The sequence below is a fragment of the Aquabacterium sp. genome, from assembly GCF_036279655.1.
In the GTDB taxonomy this organism is placed as follows: Bacteria; Pseudomonadota; Gammaproteobacteria; order Burkholderiales; family Burkholderiaceae_C; genus Aquabacterium.
The window spans coordinates 28,334-48,307 of record NZ_DASUIT010000070.1; the positions used below are offsets into that span (position 1 = coordinate 28,334).

Here is a 19,974-nt window from a genome sequence, read left to right on the forward strand (position 1 = left end):
GGCGGGAGGCAGGCGTGCGTAGCACGCGTCAACATCTGACCCGGTGGCGTTGTCTGAGCGCAGAGCCCGAAGGGCGCGAAGCGAGTTCGCCAACGCTGCCTCTCGACGAGCACCGCAAGGCAGTCCCGCGCAGCGGGACCACCCACTTGAAGCCAGGTCAGAGCCCCCCTCCGACCCAGCCCTGCGCTCTCCCGCCAAAGCGCACGGCCCGGCAGCAGCTCACTCCTCGACCCCTTCGACAATCATCTGCACACTCTGCCGTCCCTGAAACTCATTGACGGCAATCCGGTAGGCCAGCAGCGCCTGACTGGGCAGAGGCTCACTGCGCCCGAACCAGATGCCATCGCGCACCTGCCCCTGCACCTTCACACTCAGCTTGAGGTGACGCTCACCCACCAGGCGCTGCTGGATGATCTGTGCCACATCCTGGAAAACCGGCGCTTCAAACCCCGGCCCCCAGACCGCTTGGTCCAGCAAGGACGCGATCTCCGTCGTGTACCACTGAGCGTCGAGCGAGCCATCGGTGTGCAGACGCCGCATCAGCACATCCGCATCCAGTCCATCGCGGGCCACCTCGGTCAGTGCCTGCTCGAAGGTGGGGAAGTCCTGCGGCGTGATCGTGCAGCCCGCCGCCATGGCGTGCCCGCCGAACTTGCGCAGCAGCCCAGGGTGGCGCTTGCCCACCAGGTCCAGGGCATCCCGCAGATGGAAGCCCGCAATGCTGCGCCCTGAACCCTTGAGCAGACCGTCCTGACCCATGGCGAACACGAAGGTGGGCCGATGCAGCCGATCCTTCAGGCGCGAGGCCACGATGCCGACCACGCCCTCATGAAACTGCGCATCGAAGATGCACACGGCTGGCGGAGGCTCGCCCGAGGGCATGAGGGCTTCCAGATTGGCCTCGGCCTGGTCGCGCATGCCGGATTCGACCTCGCGTCGCTCGCGGTTGATGGCGTCCAACTGGCGGGCCAGGGCCTGGGCATGTGAGGCATCGTCGGTGGACAGACACTCGATGCCCAGCCCCATCTCGGCCAGTCGGCCGGCGGCGTTGACGCGCGGGCCCAGCGCAAAACCGAAATCCTGCGCGCTGGCCTTGGCAGGATCTCGCGCAGCCGCCTGAAAGAGCGCAGCCATGCCCGGTTGCATGCGCCCGCTGCGGATGCGCTTGAGGCCCAGGGACACCAGGCGCCGGTTGTTGTCGTCCAGTCGGCCCACGTCGGCGATGGTGCCCAGCGCGACCAGGTCCAGCAGACTGTCGATGCGGGGCTGACTGGCCGCATCAAACGCGCCACGTCGGCGCAGCTCGGCCCGCAGGGCCAGCAGGACATAGAACATCACGCCCACACCGACCAGGGCCTTGCTCTCGAAGGGGCAGTCAGGCTGGTTGGGGTTGACGATCACGTCGGCGTCCGGCAGCGAGGCCGTGCCCTGGGCGTCGACCACGGGCAGATGGTGGTCGGTGATGATGACCTTCATGCCCTGGGCATGGGCCAGCGTGACCGCCTCGTGGCTGGCCATGCCGTTGTCCACCGTGATCAACAGGTGGGCACCTTGCGCGCGCACCAGATCCACGATGGGAGGCGTCAGACCATAGCCATGCAAGGCGCGGTCGGGCACCACATAGCTGACCTGGCCGGGCTGGGCGCCGAGCATGCGCAGGCCGCGCAGGCCCACGGCGCAGGCGGTGGCGCCGTCACAGTCATAGTCGGCCACGATGCAGATGCGCTGGCCGGCGGCCAGGGTGTCGGCCAGCAGCCGGGCGGCCTCGACCGCGCCACGCAGGGAGTCGGGGGGCAGCAGGCGAGAGGGGGTGTCGTCCATCTGCTCCAGCTGACGCACGCCCCGGGCGGCCAGCAGGCGCGCCATCAGTGGGTGGGTACCGGATTGTTCCAGGGCCCAGGCAGGGCGGGGCGGGACGTCTCGGGGGATGAACTTCATGGGGATCCAGGGGCGGTCACAGAGACTGCAGGACAGAGGAGGGCAGGACCTGGCGCGGGCGCAGGCGGGCCATGGCGCGCTGCCACCAGGGGCCGGATGTGGGTGCCGACAGGGTCAGTGCATGGCGCTCACCACCCAGGCTCAGCCGGACATCGCGTCCGGCCTGCAGGGCCTCGGTCAGGCGTGGCAGAGCCTCGCGCTCCAGGGCGTCCCAGGCGGCCAGCCAGGCATCCAGGTCGGCGCGCAGCAAGGCCTGGCGCGGGCCGTCGAGGACCTGCAGCGAGTGAGACGCCTGGATGGGCTGGGCTCGGCCACAGCCGCTGAGCCAGAAGGAGTTGACGGTGAAGACGCCCCGCTCCGAACGCTCGTCATTGATGGGATGCTGATAGAGCAGCATCTGCACTTCGGCCTGCAAGCGCCGGATCAGGCGGGCCTGGGGGTGCTCGGGCATCCAGACATCGGGATTGCGGCCCAGCACCCGGTCCAGTGAGGCGGTGGGCAGGTCGGCCAGGGTGTCGTGGCAGGCGTACCACCGCGTGGGGGCACCCCAGTGCAGTGTCCAGCCTTCACTTTCGAAGAGGTGGCGCACGGCGTCCAGCAGGGCGCGGGATTCGGCTTCGCTCAGTTGCAGCTCATCGGGGTGCAGCACCGTGAGGTGGTCTCGGCCCATGTACCAGTGCCCGGGCGTGAGCAGGCCCCAGGCCTCGTGCTCGGCCACCGGCAGGCCGTCCGCGCGTGCCAGGTGCGCCGCCCAGGGCGCTTGCCCCGAGGGGGGCAGGGTCCAGCCCAGGGCCTGAGACCACAAGGCTTCGTGAGGTGGGGTGAGGGTGTATTCGTCGCCGTGATGCCAGGTCTGCTGCGTCAGCCGGGACAGCAACTGGTGCAGATGGGGCAGCCGGGCAGCATCGTCCAGCTGGGCCAGGGCGCGCACGCTGTCATCGGCCAGCCCCGCGGCCCAGGGAATGAGCACATGCAGGGGGCGGTCCAGGGTGTCAGGAGGAGTGTCATTCACGGTCGCAGGCATGGTCTGCATTATCGAGTGAGTACACTGCGCACACCATGAAACTTCCTTATGAGTGGCGGATCGGCTGGCGCTACACGCGAGCCGGCCGCAGCGCACGACGCAACGGCTTCATTTCCTTCATCTCCGGGGTGTCCGTGATCGGCATCGCCCTGGGCGTGGCGGCCCTGATCATCGTGCTGTCCGTGATGAACGGCTTCCAGAAGGAGGTCCGTGACCGCATGCTCTCCGTCATCGCCCATGTGGAGCTGTTCCACGCCGATGGGGGCGCGCTGCCCGACTGGCATATCCTGGCCGATCAGGCACGCCGGCATCCGGCGGTGGTGGGGGTGGCGCCCTTTGTGCCGGCCCAGGCCTTGATCGCTCGCGGCGAGGACATGCGCGGCGCCGTGGTGCGTGGCATCGACCCGGCCCAGGAGGCCCAGGTCACGCCCCTGGCGGCACGCATGCAGCCAGTGCTGTCGCGTCTCAAGCCGGGCGAGTGGGGGGTGGTGATGGGGCTGGAGCTGGCCCGCAGTCTGGGCGTGCGCGAGGGCGATCCCGTGACCCTGGTGGCCCCCGGCGGCCAGGTGACCCCGGCCGGTGTGGTGCCGCGGCTCAAGCAGATGCAGGTGGTGGGGCTGTTCGAGGCCGGTCACTATGAATACGACAGCGGCACGGTGATGATGCACATCGACGATGCGGCCAAGCTGTTTCGCACCGGCGGGCCGGTGGCGGTGCAGCTCAAGCTGCGCGATGCACAGCAGGCCCGCGGGGTGGCCAACGATCTGGCCGAGGTCCTGGGCTCCGACGTGATCGTGCGGGACTGGACGCGCACCAATGCGACCTGGTTCGATGCCGTTCAGATCGAAAAGCGCATGATGTTCATCATCCTGACCCTGATCGTGGCCGTGGCCGCCTTCAATCTGGTGTCGACCCTGGTCATGACCGTGACCGACAAGCGCGCCGACATCGCCATCTTGCGCACCCTGGGCGCCAGTCCGGGCTCCATCATGGGCATCTTCATGGTGCAGGGGGCCTTGTCGGGCGTGATGGGCACGCTGGCGGGCCTGGGCCTGGGCCTGCTGGTGGCCTTCAACATCGATGTGATCGTGCCATTCATTGAACACCTGCTGGGCGTGCGTTTCCTGCCTGGCAGCATCTACCTGATCACCAGCATGCCCAGCGATCCCCAGTCCGGGGACATCATTCCGATCGCGGTGGTGTCGCTGCTGCTGTCCCTGGCGGCCACGCTCTATCCGAGCTGGCGCGCCAGCCGTGTCCAACCTGCGGAGGCCCTGAGATATGAATGAACCCCTGCGCGTTCGGCGCATCCACTCCCTGCGTTCACTGCGCTGGCTGGCCAAGGGGTGGTCGGATTTCACCTCGGCGCCCATGATCGGCCTGACGCATGGCGCGGTCATTGCCCTCTTTGGCGGCCTGCTGCTGTGGTTCGGGTGGACACGTTTTTGGGCGCTGGCCGGCGCGTTTTCAGGTTTCTTGCTGGTGGCCCCGGTGTTGTCCACAGGGCTGTATGCCGTCAGTCGCGCCCTGGCGCGGGATGAAGCCGTGAGCTGGTCCACGGTCTGGCGTGTCTGGTTGTCGCTGGACCGGCGCCTGGTGGCCTTCGGCCTGCTGCTGACGGCGCAGGGCACGGTCTGGGTGCTGACCTCGGCGGCCCTGATCCAGGTCTGGGCCGATGCCCCGGTGGACACCCCCGAGCAGTTCGTGCGCCATGTGATCCTGTCACCCCACGCGGGCTTGTTTGAGGGGTGGCTGCTGTTCGGTGGTCTGCTGGCGGCGCCGGTGTTCGCCTCCACGCTGGTCACCATCCCCTTGCTGATGGATCGGCCTCAGGTGGGCGTCATGCAGGCCATCGGTACCAGCTTGCGGGCGGTGGCCACCAATCCGGTGTTGAGCAGTCTGTGGGCGGCGATCCTGATGACGCTGACGCTCATCGGGTTCGCCTCGATGATGTTTTTGTTGATCATGGTGTTGCCGGTCTTGGGTCACGCCAGTTGGCACGCCTACCGCGACCTGGTGGTGCGGGAAAGTTGATGAGCGATGTTTGGTTGGAGCGAAGAGCAAATTGCCCAGTTCGGGATGACCGTCGGTGTCGGCGGCTTCATGCTGTACATGGTGTTCATCATCTTGCAGCTGGCGCGACAGTCCAAGGCGGGCAAGTTCGGCACCTTCGTGCTGTTTGTCGTGCTGGGGTTTGGTCTGCTGGGCTTCGTGGCCAAGCAGGTCATCGCCTGGCTGCTCAAGATCTGAGGCGCGCATGAACGAGCCGGTACACGATGCCCCCATCCTGATCGCGCAGGGCGTTCACAAGCGTTTCTCCGAAGGGCCGCTGGATGTCAGTGTGCTGTCCGGTGTCGACCTGATGGTGCACCGTGGACAGTCCCTGGCCATTGTCGGGGCTTCGGGCTCCGGCAAAAGCACCCTGTTGCATGTGCTGGGTGGCCTGGAGCGCCCCAGCCAGGGCCATGTCACGCTCATGGGGCGCGACTGGTCGGACCTGAACGCGGCCGATCAGGGTCGGTGGCGCAATCAGCACATGGGCTTCATCTACCAGTTCCACCACCTGCTGCCCGAGTTCTCCGCACTGGACAACGTGGCCATGCCCTTGCTGATCCGTCGTCTGGCGCTGGATGAGGCTCGGCGCCAGGCCCGTGCCGTGCTGGAGCAGGTGAGCCTGGGTGCGCGGGCGGAGCACCGCCCGTCCGAGTTGTCCGGTGGCGAGCGACAGCGTGTGGCGGTCGCGCGTGCCCTGGTGACCCGACCGGCCTGCCTGCTGGCCGACGAGCCGACCGGCAATCTGGACCGACACACGGCCGACGCGGTGTTCGAGCTGATGCGCGAGGTGGCCCGCGAACAGGGCACGGCCCTGGTGATGGTCACGCACGATGGCAGTCTGGCTGCGCGGTGCGAGCGTCAGGTCCGCCTGATTGAAGGTCGATTGGCGAGCTGACGATGTCTGCCGCCACCGACCTGGCTGCCATCGGATGGGTCGACACCCATTGCCATCTCGATGCGCCGGAATTCGATGCGGACCGTGAACAGGTGATCGAGCGGGCCCGTCAGGCGGGCGTCGGGCTCATGGTGGTGCCCGCCGTGTCACCGCAGACCTTCGAAGGGGCTCGGCAGGCGGCGCAGGCCTGTGGTGGTGCTTATGCCCTGGGCAGCCACCCCCTGTACGTTCACGAGGTGGGGGAGGGCGCCATCGACGCGCTGCGTCAGGCCTTGATGCAGTACCGGGATGATCCCCGTCTGGTGGCCGTCGGTGAGATCGGCCTGGATCACTTTGTGCCTGAGTTGCAGGATGAGCACAGCCGCCGGCAGCAGGAAGCCCTTTATGCCGGGCAACTGGCCCTGGCCGCCGAGTTCAGTCTGCCCGTCATCTTGCACGTGCGTCGCAGCGCGGATGCCTTGCTCAAGCATTTGCGAAGGCAGCAGGCCTTGGGGCGGCCTGTGCCTGGAGGCATTGCCCATGCCTTCAATGGCAGCGAGCAACAGGCGCTGGCCTTTGTGGCATTGGGTTTCAAACTGGGCTTCGGCGGGGCGATGACGTTTGAGCGCGCCCTGCAGATACGGCGCTTGGCGGCCACCTTGCCGGCCGAGGCCATCGTTTTGGAGACCGATGCGCCGGACATCCCGCCGCACTGGTTGTATCAACGGGCCACGGCCCGCGCGCAGGGCGCACGCAGCCGCAATGAGCCCGCCGAGTTGCCGCGCATTGCCGACACGCTCGCCAGTTTGCGCGGCTGGAATTTGCTGGAAACTTGTACGCGTACGGGTGAGAATGCGCTACAGGCATTGCCCCGTCTGGGCGCGCTTGCGTATTTCAATGACCATGCCAGAATGTCAGGATTGAACCCATAAATCCATAGGAGTCTCGTGATGGTGCATCACAGCCACCTGCGCTCACTGCGTCAGGCCATGGGCATGCTGGCCTTGATGGCTCTGGGCTTGTTGCTGGCGTGGGCCCTGCCTGTGGGAGAGGGGTTTGGCAAGGTCGAGAGCTACCTGCCGGCGCACACCATCCTGGAGATGTTCGCCGTCGTGGTGGCCGTGCTGGTGTTTGCCTCCGGGTGGAACGCCTACAGCCGGGCCTTGCCGGGCAATGCCGTGATCCTGGCCTGCACCTTCATGGGCGTGGCTGCGCTGGATTTCTCGCACGCCATGTCCTACGCGGGCATGCCGGCCTTCGTGACCCCCAGCAGCCCCCAGAAAGCCATCAATTTCTGGCTGGCGGCACGCATGATGGCAGCCGTGGGCTTGCTGACGGCCGTGCTGACGCCGGCACGCCCTCTGTCGTCAGCGCTGGAGCGTTATGGCTGGCTGGCAGGTGCGGTGGCCGTGGTCGCACTGGCGCATGGGGTCTTCCTGTATCGGCCCGAGTGGATGCCGGCGACCTTTGTGCCTGGGGTGGGGCTCACTGCCTTCAAGGTGCGGGCGGAGTTCCTCATCATCGGGCTCTATGCCGTCTCCGGGGGAATCCTGTGGTGGCGGATGAGAAGCCCCCAGGACTTCAATGCAGCGGCCCTGTTCGGCGCGGTGTGCGCCATGGCCCTGAGCGAATGCTTCTTCACGCTCTACCTCCGCGTGCACGATGTCTACAACCTGATGGGGCACCTCTACAAGGTGATCGCCTACCTGTTTCTGTACCGTGCGGTCTTTGTGGAGGTGATCGAGGAGCCCTATCGTGAGATGGCGGCCATGCGGGATCAGTTGAAGGCCACGCTGGACGCCGTGCCCGACGTCATGCTGGAGATGGATCTGCAAGGGCGGTATCACGCGGTTCATACCCCGCAACAGGACCTGCTGGTGCGACCTCAAAGCGATCTGGTGGGCAAGACGGTGCACGAGGTCTTGCCACCCGAAGATGCCCGTGCGGTGACGGCGGCCTTGCAGGAGGCCCTGGTCCGGGGGCGATCGGTGGGCACGCAACTGGAGTTGCCCGTGCCCCATGGACGCCGCTGGTTCGAGCTGTCCGTGTCTCGCAAGGGGGCGGCGATGGAGGCTGACACCCGTTTCATCGTGCTCTCGCGCGATGTGACCGAGCGCAGACAGGCCGAGGCCGCCATCCGGGCACAGGAGGCCGCCAATCAGGCCAGCCGGGCCAAGAGTGAGTTCCTGTCGCGCATGAGCCATGAGTTGCGCACGCCCCTCAACGCCGTCATCGGCTTTGGGCAGTTGCTGCTGCACAGCGGCAATGCACGCTTGACCGGTGGACAGAAGCTGTACGTCGAGCACATCCTCAGTGCGGGCCAGCATCTGCTGGAGATGATCAATGACATCCTCGATCTCACCCGGATCGAATCGGGTCATTCGGATGTGGTGGTCGAGCCCGTGCGCGTGGGCACCTGGTTGGCCGACAGCCTGCCCATGGTCTTGCCGCAGGCCGAGGCGCGCGGTGTGGCGGTCCTGGCCGAAAAGGCCCTGGGAGATCAGCGGGAGATCCTGGGCGATCCCAGGCGACTCAAGCAGGTCCTGATCAATGTGCTGTCCAATGCCATCAAGTACAACCACAGCGGGGGGCGGGTGGCCGTCACCTCGGAGCTGCAGGGCGATGAGCTGGCACTGATCATCGCGGACACGGGCTGTGGCATGACGGCCGAGCAACTGAAGGGCCTGTTCGAGCCCTTCAACCGCCTGGGGGCCGAGCGTGCCGGCATCGAGGGCACGGGTCTGGGGCTGGTGATCTCGCGCCGGCTGGTGGAAGCGATGGGCGGTGTGATCGAGGTGGACAGCACGCCGGGCACCGGCACGGTGGTGACCCTGCGTCTGCCCCGGGCGGCGCCAGGGCAGACTCCTGCCACGACGGAGGTCGAACCGGGTCCTGGCGATGAAGCGCCTGCCGTGGCGGTTCTCACCCGTGCGACGGTGCTGTGCATCGAAGACAACCCTTTGAACGCGGCCCTTCTGCGTGCCATTTTCGACCTCAGGCCGGAGCTCACCTTGGTGATCGCCGACTCGGGCCAGCAGGGTCTGGTTCAAGTCAGGGCGCAGCATCCGGATCTGGTCCTGATCGATCTGCATCTGCCTGACATGAGCGGGGCCGAGGTGCTTGCGGCCATCCGTCAGATCCCCGAGGCGAGCCATCTGACTTGCATCGCCATGTCGGCCGATGTGTCGGGAGACCCCCTGGCCCGTGCGCGCGAGCAGGGATTTGCCGATTTCTGGCCCAAACCACTGGACGTCGACGGCCTGTTGCAGCATCTGGATGGTGCCTTGGCGGCCCTGGACCGATCCCCCGCCTGAGGGCTCACTCAGCCATGGGGGTGGGCAGCAGGCCGAAGCGCTCGAAGGCCTCCCCCCACGCGGCGAGTTTGCGCTCCAAGGACCACGAGGCATTGGCCGGGCTGGTGGAAGGCAGTTTCAGCACAGGCAGACCCAGTGCCTGAGTGATCTTGATGTGACGCGCCGATTCGCCGCCGTTGTGCGCGATGCCCCGCAAGCCGGGCGCACGCTGCCGGAGTTCATGCAAGGGATTGAGTTCCGCCTCTTCGATGGCGCTGTCCAGGCTGCCCTGGCGCCGACAGCGGGCGTAGACATCCCAGATGCCCAGTCCGTGGTTCAGGGCGGCGGCGACCCGATCGGCGTAAGGGCGATGCTGCAGCGACTGTGAACCCGTCAGGCCCCACAGCGCCGAGACGATGGGCCAGAACTGATTGCGCGGGTGGGCGTAGTACTGCTGTGCCTGCAGCGAGGCGATCGACGGAAAGCTGCCCAGCACCAGCAGGCGGGTGCGGGCATCCAGGATGGGCGGCAGGCCCAGCAGCGTCGGGGCAGGGGTGGCTGGATTCACGCCCCCATTGTGCCCAGTACAGACACCTTTGTGACACACTTCCCGCCGTGAAAGCCCCTGCCAAAAAGAAACTCAAGCTGCCCGATGCCACCATTTCCGAAGAAGGTGGCCTGCGCTACCTGCATCTGGAGACCCCCTGGATTCAGGGCGCCATGCGCATCCGCAAACCCCTCAAGCTCGAACTGGACTACATCCAGCGCATGATGGCCTGGTTGCTGCTGCGCGACCCTCGTGACTGGGCGTCCACGCGCACCCTGCAACTGGGGTTGGGCTCGGGCGCCATCACCAAGTACTGTCACAGCGTCCTGCGCGTGCCGACCACCACCGTCGAGATCAACCCCAAGGTCATCCAGGTGTGCCGGGTGTGGTTCCATCTGCCTGAAGACGACGAACGCTTGACGGTCTGTCAGGACGACGCCGCACGTTTCGTGAATGATCCGGAACAGGTGGCCCAGTTTGATGCCCTGAGCGTGGATCTGTACGACCATGAGGCGGCCAGTCCGGTCCTCGACGACGAAGATTTCTACCGCGCCTGCTGGCAGGTGCTTGACGACGGCGGCGTGATGAGCGTGAACCTGTTTGGCCGCGAGGCCAGCTTCGAGCGCAGCACGGCCCGCATCGCCGCGGCCTTCGGCGCCGGGCGCACGGCCATGCTCAAGCCCACGCGCGAAGGCAACACCATCGTGCTGGCCTGGAAGGGCTTTGACCTGCCTGAGCGTGACGTTCTGGCTGCACGTGCCGAAACTTTACAAGCCCGTTTCGAGCTGCCCGCGCGAAAATGGGTCAAGCTGCTGTCGGCCTTCACGCCGGCCGCCGTGGCCGACTGACCCCCCTGCTTAACGGAGCCTTTGCATGAGCGCCGCGACCTCCTCGATCACTCCCAAGAGCCCTGCGCCACGCCGCCCTGTGACCCACCAGGGGCCGCTGGACTGGAAGCTGCTGGTGACCTGGCTGACCGAGGATGGCGTGATCGCGCTCAAGGACGCCGAGAAGGTGGCCCATCGCTTCGCGGCAGGAGACAGTGCCCAGCATCCGCTGGTGCGCATCGCGGGCCTGAGCCTGACACGCCTGGACACGGGCTCCTTGCTGGAGCTGGAGCCGCTGACGGAGTGGCTCGCCTCGCGTGTCGGCATGCCCTATGTGCGCATCGACCCGCTCAAGGTCGATGTCTCCCGCGTGGCCGATGTCATGTCGATCACCTATGCCGAGCGCCGCCGCTCCTTGCCGATCCAGGTGGGGCTGAGCGAGATCACCATCGCCACCTGTGAGCCCTTGGACGTGGCCTGGGTCGACGAGATCCTGGCACACACACGCAAGTCGGTGCGCCTGGTGGTGTCCAGCCCCTTGGACCTGCAGCGCTATCGCACCGAGTTCTACACCCTGGCCAAGTCGGTGCGTGATGCCAACAAGAAGTCGGGCGACAGTGTGGCCCACAACTTCGAGCAACTGGTCGAGCTGGGGCGCACCACACGGCAGCTCGATGCCAATGACCAGGGCATCATCCAGGTGGTGGACTGGCTGTGGCAGTACGCCTTCGATCAGCGCGCCTCGGACATCCACCTGGAGCCGCGCCGCGACATGGGCGCCATCCGCTTTCGCATCGACGGCGTCATGCACATGGTCTACCAGGTGCCCCTGTCGGTGATGCAGGCCATGACCGCCCGCATCAAGCTGCTGGGCCGCATGGACGTCGTGGAAAAACGCCGCCCGCTGGATGGCCGCATCAAGACCCGCAACCCTGGCGGGGAAGAGGTCGAAATGCGTCTGTCGACCATGCCGACGGCCTTTGGCGAAAAGCTGGTCATGCGCATCTTCGATCCCGACAATGCGCTCAAGTCCTTCGATGCCCTGGGCTTCGGGCCCCAGGAGACCCAGGTCTGGGAGCAGCTCACGGCGCGCTCGCACGGCATCATCCTCGTCACCGGGCCCACGGGCTCGGGCAAGACGACCACCCTGTACTCGACCCTCAAGCGCCTGGCCACCGAAGAGGTCAATGTCTGCACGGTCGAGGACCCGATCGAAATGATCGAGCCTGCCTTCAACCAGACGCAGGTGCAAGCCAACATCGATCTGGGCTTTGCTGAGGGCGTGCGTGCCCTGATGCGCCAGGATCCGGACATCATCATGGTGGGTGAAATCCGTGATCGGGAAACCGCCGACATGGCCATCCAGTCGGCTCTCACAGGGCATCTGGTGTTCTCGACCCTGCACACCAACGATGCGGTGTCGGCCATCACCCGGCTGACCGACATCGGCGTGCCGCCCTACCTGATCAGCGCCACCGTGATCGGTGTGCTGGCCCAGCGCCTGGTGCGCACCTTGTGCCCGGCGTGCAAGCAGCCCGATCCGTCGGTGACCAGCGAGAGCCTGGCCGATGTGGTCAAACCCTGGCGGCTCAATGGCTCACCACGCGCCTACAAGCCGGTGGGCTGCCTGGAGTGCCGCATGACGGGCTTCAAGGGTCGGGTGGGCCTGTACGAACTGCTGTCGGTGAGCGAGGCGGTGCGCCAGGCCATCGTGCCGGTGGTGGACCTGTCTCGGGTGCGGCAGCATGCCGTGCAGCAAGGCCTCAAGCCCCTGCGTCTGGCGGGCATGATGAAGGTGGCCGAGGGGGTCACCACACTGGAGGAGGTGCTGCGCAACACGCCTCAGTGGGAGGGCTGAGATCAGCTGTTGGGCTGCGCCGAGAAGTGCTCTACCAGCACCTCGCAACAAATGCCCCTGGGCTCGACCTCACGCCAGGCCACCGCGCCGCCGAGCTGCTTGACCCGCTTGCGCACGCCCCCCAGGCCCAGACCGTGGGACCAGGTTTCCGGGGCACGACCCACACCGTTGTCGGTCACCACCAGGTGCAGTTGATCGTCATCCAGCGACAGCTCGATCCGCACCCGGTTGGCACGGGCATGGCTGATGGTGTTGTTGACCAGCTCGCGCAGGATGCGTGTCAGTGCCGACCACTGCACGACGTTGAGTTCCATGTCCTGTGAGCATCGCAGCACCCAGTCCAGTTCGCAGCGCGCCGCATGCAGGCGGTGGCTGAGATCGCGCTTCCACTCGCTGGCCGCGTCGATCAGGGTGTGGCTCTGCACGGCCAGGCCGCGCGTCAGGGTCTTGAGGTCTTGCAGGGTGTGCCGGATGTAGTCCTCGATCTCCGGGTTGGGAGCCTGGTACATCAGGGTCAGCAAGCGTGCGCCGATGTCATCGTGCAGATCCTGGGCGATGCGCAGCCGCTCCTCGCTGCGGCCTTGCTCGACCGCACGGTCGAAGGTCAGCACACGGTGCAACTGCTCCACGATGCGATCGGCCAGGCGGGCGTCTTCGGAGGTGAACAAGCGCCGCCCCTTGTCCGCATGTTTGAGCACGAACACTCTGGCGTTGCTGCCATCCGCACCGGACAGCCGGGGCAGGGGCACGATGAGGATGCCGCCATTGCCACGCAGCGTGCTGCTGCTGACATCGCCCTTCACCAGCGCGGTGTCGAGCGGGTCGAACAACTCGCGCATCAGGCGGGCCATCAGATCGTCCAGCCGCTCGGGTCGGCGCTCCAGTTCGCGCGCGATGCGGTAGAGGCGCTCAAACAGGCGTTCGGTGGTGATGGGGTCCCGGCTGAGCACGCGGGTCATCACCCAGCGCCTCAGGCTCAGATAGACCCCGAAGGACAGGAACAGCGACAGCGTCATCGACGCGAACTGGCCCAGCGAGAACGCGGCCACAAAGAGCAGGTCCAGCGAGGCGGCCACCGTGCTGGACGCGGCCAGCAGCGAGAACTCCTGCAAGATGGGCTTGGAGCGTGACAGATAAGGCGCCAGCAGCAATTGCGAGGCAAAGAACACATGCCAGGTCATCACCCCGAAGGTGGTGACGTTGAGCAGCATGTCGGCCCGTCCGTCGGGGTAGGCCGTGGCGGCGCAGACCACCACCCAGGTGCCCAGGGAAATGGAGGTGAAGCGCCGCAGCAGCAAATTGAAGGGGTGGGGGGCCTGGCGGTAGGTCAGGACCATGAGCCCGATGGCAGCCAGCGCCAGGGCCGTGCAGCCTCCCTGGATCCACCACCAGCGCCAGGTGTCGGTGATCAAGGGGGTGCTGAGCCCCAGCAGCAAGGCCGCGCTCCAGCCGGCCACGCTGATCCATGGCCACCAGGGATGTTTGCGGGGGTGCAGCACGGCCACCTGGATCATGGCGGCCGCCGAGGCCACATCGAAGCCGGTGCGCAAGGTGGTGTCCAGGTGGATGAACCACAGCGGCATGAAGAGCTCCAGATTGGACTCCATGGCCATCAGGAGAAGGTGGCCGCCCTGCGTCACCGCCATCAGGGCAAAGGCGGCATTGCGCCACTGCACGCCCGCCAGCAGCACCACCGCCCCCACGCCCGAGACCACCAGGGCCAGCAGGGAGAGCAGCCAGAACAGGGGGGTCAGCCCGCCCCAGCCGCGAGGAGCGACCAGCACGGGCTCGTCGGGGGCATCTTCCAGCTCCAGCAGAACGACGCCGCCTTGGGCGGGCAGGCTGTCGGCCAGGCGCGCCAGGCTGCGGTGCAAGGTGGTGTAGCGTTCGCGATCGGCAGGGTCGATGATCCAGCGGGCGCTGCGCTGCAGCGCCAGGATGTCCACCGGCGCTTCGACGACGCTGACTTCGCCCAGGGGGCCCATCTGCTCAATCCGCAGGCCTTCCAGCGCATGCCCTTCCAGGCGTTGCAGCGGGGGCGTGATGGCCGACACCAGCTTGACCTGGCCTTCGGCCGTGGCGCGCAGGCCCACGGGCAAGCGGGGCTGGGTGCTCAGCCACTGCGCCACCAGAAACACCAGCAGGCACCCCCCGAGGATGACGCCCACCAGCAGCCGCAGACGCCAGCCGATCCAGCGGGGCAGGGGGTTGTCGCCCTGCAGTGCCTCATCCAGGGTCCCTGGCATGCTGCGCGGCGGACGTCCGACACCTGCCTGAGCAGGCGTCACACCAGCCCCTGCTTGCTGGCCAGCACCGCCGCCTCAGCGCGGCTGGACACATTGAGCTTCTTGTAGATGGACTTGATGTGGTCGTTGACCGTGAACCACTTGATGCCCATCAGGCTGGCGATCTCCTTGATCGTGAAGCCCTTGCTGAGGTAGGTCAGCACTTCGCTCTCACGGGGCGTCAGGCGCTCGTGGTCCATCGGGACGGCGGGCGCCGCAGGCGCGGCGGGCGCAGCATGGTGGTTGCCCATGGGCTGACCGTCCCCGGAGCGGAAGTGCGTCAGTAGGCGGCGTGCGATGGCCGGCGACAGTGGAGGCTGGCCGCGCACGATCTTCTGCAACTCTTCCACCAGCACCTCGAAGCGGTCTTCCTTGAGCAGGTAGCCGTCAGCGCCGTGCTGCAGAGCCGGGAAGAGGTGCTCGTCATCGGAGTAGAGCGTCGTGACGATGCGGGTGGCGGGATAGGCCGACAACTCGGAGAGCAACTCCAGGCCACTGCCGTCGGGCAGCTCCAGATCCACCAGGATGAGCTGGAAGGGGTCGGCCGTCACCGGAGCGCGCTGGCCAGCACTGTGGCCCAGCAAGCGGCGGACGGCTTCGAGATCACCGGCTTCGGTGATGCTGCTCACGTCGCTGAAGCTCTCTCGCACCACGCGGCACAGAAAGCCCCGTGCGACGGGATTGTCTTCAAGAATCAATACTTTGACGGCCATGAAATGCTCCCGAGGGGGTGTCGAAGGTACAACCCCCTGGGTTGAACACACAAAGTCCCCGAACGATGCTTGAGTGACGCATCTTGTCGGGAAGGGCTCCCTGAACCATGAGAAGACCTGCAGGGTAGGAATGACATTATGGTGCGATGCGGGATGTTCGGACAGTCCTGAATCAGGTTGTCGGGATGGAGCCGTGTCGCACCTACAATCGGGCCATGCGCATCTTGATCGCCAATGACGATGGATACCTGGCGCCGGGGCTCGCTGCCCTGGTGCAGGCGTGTGAAGGCCTGGGCACCGTGGACGTCTTCGCCCCCGAACGCAATGCGAGCGGGACGTCCAATGCTCTCACGTTGCATCAGCCCCTCACGGTGCACACGGCCACCAACGGGTTTCGATTTGTTACCGGAACCCCTTCCGACAGCGTGCACCTGGCCCTGACCTCGGGCTTGATTCCCAAGCCGGACTTGGTACTGTCGGGGATCAACAACGGCGCGAACATGGGCGACGATACCTTGTACTCGGGCACGGTGGCCGCGGCCACCGAGGGCTATCTGTTCGGTGTGCCTGCCATCGCGTTCTCTCAGGTCGACAAGGGCTGGGCGCATCTGGATGCTGCCGCGCGCGTGGCCCGTCGCATCGTGGAACACGTGCTGGCCCAACCGCCGGGGCCTGCCCCCTGGCTGCTCAATGTCAACATTCCCTCGGTGGCCGAGTGCGAGCAGGCCCCCTGGGTGGTGACCCGCCTGGGGCGCCGGCACTCCAGCCGACCGGCCATTGCCACCACCAACCCGCGCGGCGAGCCCATCTACTGGATCGGTCCGGCCGGTGAGGCCCGTGACGAAGGGGCGGGCACCGACTTCGAGGTCACCCGGAGCGGAGCGGTGTCCATCACCCCGCTGCAGGTCGACATGACGGACCATGCCGGCCTGCCGCGCTGGCGCGACTGGGCGGGCCGGGCATGAGGAGGGCTCGGTCATGAGCAGCGCGCCATCGGGCAACAAGCCTCGGCGTTTCCCCCTGCGCCTCGATCAGGTCGCGGCAACACCCGCGCGCCCCACGTCACCGCGCGAGTTGCTGCGTCCGCAGGCGCCCCTGGAGCACGCCGCGCGTGATCGACGCCAGCAGAGCACGCCCCAAGGGCTGGGCATGGATTCCCGCGCGGTGCAGCGGCGCATGGTCGAGCGCCTGTATGCCGATGGCATCCGGCATCAGCGCCTGCTGGAGGCTTTCAGCGCCATTCCACGCCACTGGTTTGTCGACTCGGCCCTGGTCAATCAGGCCTATGAGGACACCAGTCTGCCCATCGGTCTGGGACAGACCATCTCCAAGCCTTCGGTCATCGGCTCGATGATCGAGCTGCTGTGCGTGCGCCCCGGGCTGACGCCCGAGACCGTTCATCCCCTGGGGCATTGTCTGGACATCGGCACGGGTTGCGGCTACCAGGCGGCCCTGCTGTCGGTGCTGTCACGTCGCGTGGTGTCGGTCGAGCGGCTGCGGGATCTGCACCTCAAGGCGCGCGCCAATCTGGATCGGCTGCGTCGCGACATGCCCCACTGGCAGGATGTCCGCCTGGTGTATGGCGATGGCATGCTCGGACACCCGCCCAACGCCCCGTATGACACCATCATCGCTGCCGCCGGTGGCGCTGCGGTGCCCCAACCCTGGATCGAACAGCTCGCGCCCGGTGGGCGTCTGGTGGCTCCCATGGAAGACCCCCGCACCGGCCACCAGGTGCTCACCATCATTGATCGACTGCCCAATGGCCAATTGCAACAGGCCGTGGCGGGACAGGTCTTGTTCGTCCCTCTAAAATCAGGCACGACATGACGTTCCGGCCTGAGCTATCCAACATGTACGACACGCGAAATACCTTCCGGTTGCTGGCCTCCGCGGCCGTGGTGCTCACCCTGGTGGGCTGCGCTTCTCCGACTCACAAGGCCCCGGTCGAAGACCGAGGCCGTGTGGGCACCGGCCTGAGCTCCTCTCGCTTGCCGCCGGGGATCGAGAACGCGGGCAAACCGGGCTACTACACCGTCAAGCCGGGCGACACGCTGATCCGCGTGGCGCTGGAGAGCGGCCAGAACTGGCGTGATCTGGCAGCCTGGAACAATCTGGACAATCCCAACTTCATTGAAGTCGGTCAGGTGCTGCGCGTCGAACCTCGCCCGGGCGAGCTGACCTCCACCTCCACGGCCCCGGCCCCTGCGGTGGCCTCAGGCGCACAGACCACGGCGACGGCCACCAAGCCCATCACGACGCCCAAGGTGGAGTCCCGCAGCCTGGACAGCAAGCCTCAGACCACCGCCAGCACCACCACCACGACCCCGGCGGCCCCGGGCGGCACGCCCGTGCCCGCCAGTGCCGCGAAACCGGCGACTGGTGCCCCGGCTGTGGCCAGCGCACCTGCGGGCAGCGAACCGGCGGCGTCGACGCCCGACACTCGGGACGCGGATGAGCCTGCCTGGCAGTGGCCCGCCTCGGGCCCGATCCTGGGCAGTTTCGAAGAAGGCAAGCGCAAGGGCATGGTGCTGGGAGGCAAGGCCGGTGACCCGGTGCTGGCCGCCGCCGATGGCCGCGTCGTCTATGCCGGCTCCGGCTTGCGTGGCTATGGCAATCTGGTCATCGTCAAGCACAATGCCCAGTACCTCACGGCCTATGCTCACAACCAGTCTCTGCTGGTCAAGGAAGACCAGGTCGTGCGCAAGGGCCAGAAGATCGCCGAGATGGGCAACACCGACGCGGAACGTGTGCAGTTGCACTTCGAGATCCGCAAGCAGGGCAAGCCCATCGACCCGTCCAAATCCTTGCCGGCACGCTGAGGCCGTCGTGTGATCGTCGCCCTCTGAGACAATCGGGGGATGACTGATCTGACTGCTGCGCCCCAGGCGGCGCTTGACCCCCAGGCGGCAGAAGCCGCCGCCGTGCCTGCCCACCTTCAGTGGCTGAAGGTGGAGTCCCTTGACCTCGAAGCCCAGGGGGTGGCCCATCGCCCTGATGGCAAGGTTGTCTTCATCGATGGCGCCCTGCCGGGTGAAGAAGTGCGCGTGAGCGTCTCGCGCAAGAAGAACAACTGGGAGCAGGCCGATGTGACCGAGCGTCGCAACGAGAGCTCCCAGCGGGTCGTGCCTCAATGTGTTCATTTCGGGCTGTGCGGTGGCTGCAAGATGCAGCATTTCCATCCCAGCGCCCAGGTGGCTGTCAAACAACGGGCACTGGAGGACAACCTCTGGCACCTGGGCAAGGTCAAGGCCGAACGGCTGCTGCGCCCCATCGAAGGGCCCTCCTGGGGCTACCGCTACCGCGCTCGCCTGTCGGTGCGCTATGTGGCCAAGAAGGGCACCGTGCTGGTGGGCTTTCATGAGCGCAAGTCGCGCTATGTGGCCGACATGCAGCACTGCGAGATTCTGCCCCCCCATGTCGCCCGTTTGCTCACCCCTTTGCGGGCGCTGATCGGCAGCATGGACCAGCGTGACCGCCTGCCCCAGATCGAGGTGGCCGTGGGCACCCAGATCACCGTGCTGGTGCTGCGCCACCTGGAGGCGCTCAGCGAGCGCGACAAGGCCTTGCTGAGGGCCTTTGCCGCCGAGCACAGCGCCTGGAGCGAGGGGCGTTTCCCGCTGTCATGGTGGTTGCAACCCAAGGGCCCTGAGACGGTCCATCCGCTGGACGAATCCCTGCCCGGGCTGGATTACACCTTGCCCGAGTTCGGCATCACCATGCCCTTCAAGCCGACTGACTTCACGCAGGTCAATCACCACATCAACCAGGTGCTGGTGGGTCGTGCCCTGCGCCTGCTGGGCGTGCAGCCTCAGGAGCGCGTGATCGACTGGTTCTGCGGTCTGGGCAACTTCACCCTGCCGCTGGCCACCCAGGCCCGAGAGGTGCTGGGCATCGAGGGCAGCGAGCAACTGGTGGCGCGTTCGCGGGAGAATGCCCGCGCCAATGGACTGTCCGAGCGCACCCGTTTCGTCGCCCGCAATCTGTTCGAGATCACGCCGCAGGAGCTGGCCAGTTATGGCCAGGCCGACAAGTGGCTGGTCGATCCGCCGCGCGAGGGAGCCTTTGCCCTGGCCAAGGCCGTGGCAGACATCCATCAGGATCCGAGCCTGACACCCGGCTTCACTCTGCCGCGCCGCATCGTCTACGTCAGTTGCAGCCCGGCGACGCTGGCACGTGATGCCGGCCTGCTGGTGCACCAGGGAGGCTACCGCTGCACGGCGGCCGGTGCGGTGAACATGTTCCCGCACACGGCACACGTGGAAAGCATGGCGGTGTTCGAGCGCGACGATCCGTCCGTCTGAGTCAGGCTGCCGCAGCTGGAGGAGACGCGGCGCGGCGGGTGCAGTTGCGTCCCGCGGCCTTGGCCTCGTAGAGCGCCTGATCGGCGCGTTCGATGACCTGGTAGATGTCTTCGCCCGTGCGGTAGGCCGTCAGGCCGGCTGAAAAGGTGATGCGCAGCTTGGCGTGGAGGTGGGAGACCGGTGTGCCATTCAAGTGCTGACGTACCCGCTCGAGCACTTGCATGGGCGCCTCGTCATTGCTGTCGGTGAACATGAT

At 66.5% G+C, this 19,974-nt stretch carries 18 protein-coding genes; 12 read left to right on the forward strand and 6 right to left on the reverse strand.

What is annotated here, in order from left to right:
• Positions 1–219: 219 nt before the first annotated feature.
• Both recJ and VFW84_RS08275 read right to left on the reverse strand, forming a co-directional pair.
• Positions 220–1,938: a single-stranded-DNA-specific exonuclease RecJ gene (gene recJ / locus VFW84_RS08270; protein ID WP_329679977.1), complete on the reverse strand. Its 1,719-nt coding sequence runs from the start codon at positions 1,936–1,938 to the stop codon at positions 220–222.
• A 16-nt stretch (positions 1,939–1,954) separates the two neighbouring features.
• Positions 1,955–2,962, reverse strand: a complete 1,008-nt coding sequence (locus VFW84_RS08275) for a hypothetical protein (RefSeq protein ID WP_329679978.1) — start codon at positions 2,960–2,962, stop codon at positions 1,955–1,957.
• A gap of 35 nt (positions 2,963–2,997) precedes the next feature.
• Between VFW84_RS08275 and VFW84_RS08280 the strand changes: the two genes are divergently transcribed.
• From VFW84_RS08280 to VFW84_RS08305, 6 genes are read left to right on the forward strand one after another with little or no spacing between them, the layout of a single operon-like run.
• Positions 2,998–4,251 carry a lipoprotein-releasing ABC transporter permease subunit gene (locus VFW84_RS08280; protein ID WP_329679979.1) on the forward strand — a complete coding sequence of 418 codons (1,254 nt, stop codon included), beginning with the start codon at positions 2,998–3,000 and terminating at the stop codon, positions 4,249–4,251.
• On the forward strand, positions 4,244–4,996 hold the full coding sequence (locus tag VFW84_RS08285) for a DUF2189 domain-containing protein (protein WP_329679980.1): 753 nt from the start codon (positions 4,244–4,246) through the stop codon (positions 4,994–4,996). Before VFW84_RS08280 ends, VFW84_RS08285 begins: the two co-directional genes overlap by 8 nt.
• A 6-nt stretch (positions 4,997–5,002) precedes the next feature.
• Positions 5,003–5,212 carry a DUF2788 domain-containing protein gene (locus VFW84_RS08290; RefSeq protein WP_329679981.1) on the forward strand — a complete coding sequence of 70 codons (210 nt, stop codon included), beginning with the start codon at positions 5,003–5,005 and terminating at the stop codon, positions 5,210–5,212.
• 7 nt (positions 5,213–5,219) lie between these two features.
• A complete protein-coding gene (gene lolD, locus VFW84_RS08295; protein WP_329679982.1) occupies positions 5,220–5,912 on the forward strand; it encodes a lipoprotein-releasing ABC transporter ATP-binding protein LolD in 693 nt (230 codons plus the stop codon).
• A 2-nt stretch (positions 5,913–5,914) separates the two neighbouring features.
• Entirely contained in the window at positions 5,915–6,823 is a 909-nt protein-coding gene (locus VFW84_RS08300) for a TatD family hydrolase (protein WP_329679983.1), read from the forward strand.
• 18 nt (positions 6,824–6,841) lie between these two features.
• Positions 6,842–9,205 (forward strand): MASE3 domain-containing protein, encoded by a 2,364-nt coding sequence (locus VFW84_RS08305; RefSeq protein WP_329679984.1) that lies wholly within the window; start codon positions 6,842–6,844, stop codon positions 9,203–9,205.
• A gap of 4 nt (positions 9,206–9,209) precedes the next feature.
• Here VFW84_RS08305 and VFW84_RS08310 read toward each other — a convergent pair whose 3' ends face one another.
• Positions 9,210–9,752: a DNA-deoxyinosine glycosylase gene (locus VFW84_RS08310; protein WP_329679985.1), complete on the reverse strand. Its 543-nt coding sequence runs from the start codon at positions 9,750–9,752 to the stop codon at positions 9,210–9,212.
• Between the two features lie 47 nt (positions 9,753–9,799).
• Between VFW84_RS08310 and VFW84_RS08315 the strand changes: the two genes are divergently transcribed.
• Entirely contained in the window at positions 9,800–10,579 is a 780-nt protein-coding gene (locus VFW84_RS08315) for a spermidine synthase (protein WP_329679986.1), read from the forward strand.
• 25 nt (positions 10,580–10,604) lie between these two features.
• Complete coding sequence (locus tag VFW84_RS08320; protein ID WP_329679987.1) at positions 10,605–12,416, forward strand: GspE/PulE family protein; 1,812 nt, start codon at positions 10,605–10,607, stop codon at positions 12,414–12,416.
• Between the two features lie 2 nt (positions 12,417–12,418).
• On the opposite strand, the gene VFW84_RS08325 is transcribed toward VFW84_RS08320, so the two are convergent.
• Positions 12,419–14,662: a sensor histidine kinase gene (locus VFW84_RS08325; RefSeq protein WP_329679988.1), complete on the reverse strand. Its 2,244-nt coding sequence runs from the start codon at positions 14,660–14,662 to the stop codon at positions 12,419–12,421.
• Between the two features lie 38 nt (positions 14,663–14,700).
• Positions 14,701–15,414 (reverse strand): response regulator transcription factor, encoded by a 714-nt coding sequence (locus VFW84_RS08330; protein WP_329679989.1) that lies wholly within the window; start codon positions 15,412–15,414, stop codon positions 14,701–14,703.
• Between the two features lie 215 nt (positions 15,415–15,629).
• Here VFW84_RS08330 and surE point away from each other — a divergent pair, with 215 nt between their 5' ends.
• The 4 genes from surE to rlmD are packed head-to-tail and all read left to right on the forward strand — an operon-like array spanning position 15,630 to position 19,718.
• Complete coding sequence (gene surE / locus VFW84_RS08335; RefSeq protein WP_329679990.1) at positions 15,630–16,379, forward strand: 5'/3'-nucleotidase SurE; 750 nt, start codon at positions 15,630–15,632, stop codon at positions 16,377–16,379.
• 13 nt (positions 16,380–16,392) lie between these two features.
• Complete coding sequence (gene pcm / locus VFW84_RS08340) at positions 16,393–17,244, forward strand: protein-L-isoaspartate O-methyltransferase (RefSeq protein WP_329679991.1); 852 nt, start codon at positions 16,393–16,395, stop codon at positions 17,242–17,244.
• A 23-nt stretch (positions 17,245–17,267) separates the two neighbouring features.
• Positions 17,268–18,236, forward strand: coding sequence for a peptidoglycan DD-metalloendopeptidase family protein (locus tag VFW84_RS08345; RefSeq protein ID WP_329679992.1), 969 nt, complete (start codon positions 17,268–17,270; stop codon positions 18,234–18,236).
• 39 nt (positions 18,237–18,275) lie between these two features.
• A complete protein-coding gene (gene rlmD, locus VFW84_RS08350; RefSeq protein ID WP_329679993.1) occupies positions 18,276–19,718 on the forward strand; it encodes a 23S rRNA (uracil(1939)-C(5))-methyltransferase RlmD in 1,443 nt (480 codons plus the stop codon).
• 1 nt (position 19,719) lies between these two features.
• On the opposite strand, the gene VFW84_RS08355 is transcribed toward rlmD, so the two are convergent.
• A partial coding sequence (locus VFW84_RS08355) for a GGDEF domain-containing protein (protein ID WP_329679994.1) occupies positions 19,720–19,974 on the reverse strand: 255 nt, incomplete at its 5' end.

Coding starts and splice junctions, on each gene's coding strand:
- VFW84_RS08305 (WP_329679984.1), top strand. CDS start 6,842: ATGGTGCATCACAGCCACCTGCGCTCACTGCGTCAGGCCATGGGCATG.
- pcm (WP_329679991.1), top strand. CDS start 16,393: ATGAGCAGCGCGCCATCGGGCAACAAGCCTCGGCGTTTCCCCCTGCGC.
- VFW84_RS08330 (WP_329679989.1), bottom strand. CDS start 15,414: ATGGCCGTCAAAGTATTGATTCTTGAAGACAATCCCGTCGCACGGGGC.
- VFW84_RS08290 (WP_329679981.1), top strand. CDS start 5,003: ATGTTTGGTTGGAGCGAAGAGCAAATTGCCCAGTTCGGGATGACCGTC.
- VFW84_RS08320 (WP_329679987.1), top strand. CDS start 10,605: ATGAGCGCCGCGACCTCCTCGATCACTCCCAAGAGCCCTGCGCCACGC.
- VFW84_RS08275 (WP_329679978.1), bottom strand. CDS start 2,962: ATGCCTGCGACCGTGAATGACACTCCTCCTGACACCCTGGACCGCCCC.
- VFW84_RS08345 (WP_329679992.1), top strand. CDS start 17,268: ATGTACGACACGCGAAATACCTTCCGGTTGCTGGCCTCCGCGGCCGTG.
- surE (WP_329679990.1), top strand. CDS start 15,630: ATGCGCATCTTGATCGCCAATGACGATGGATACCTGGCGCCGGGGCTC.
- VFW84_RS08285 (WP_329679980.1), top strand. CDS start 4,244: ATGAATGAACCCCTGCGCGTTCGGCGCATCCACTCCCTGCGTTCACTG.
- rlmD (WP_329679993.1), top strand. CDS start 18,276: ATGACTGATCTGACTGCTGCGCCCCAGGCGGCGCTTGACCCCCAGGCG.
- VFW84_RS08280 (WP_329679979.1), top strand. CDS start 2,998: ATGAAACTTCCTTATGAGTGGCGGATCGGCTGGCGCTACACGCGAGCC.
- VFW84_RS08325 (WP_329679988.1), bottom strand. CDS start 14,662: ATGCCAGGGACCCTGGATGAGGCACTGCAGGGCGACAACCCCCTGCCC.
- VFW84_RS08300 (WP_329679983.1), top strand. CDS start 5,915: ATGTCTGCCGCCACCGACCTGGCTGCCATCGGATGGGTCGACACCCAT.
- lolD (WP_329679982.1), top strand. CDS start 5,220: ATGAACGAGCCGGTACACGATGCCCCCATCCTGATCGCGCAGGGCGTT.
- recJ (WP_329679977.1), bottom strand. CDS start 1,938: ATGAAGTTCATCCCCCGAGACGTCCCGCCCCGCCCTGCCTGGGCCCTG.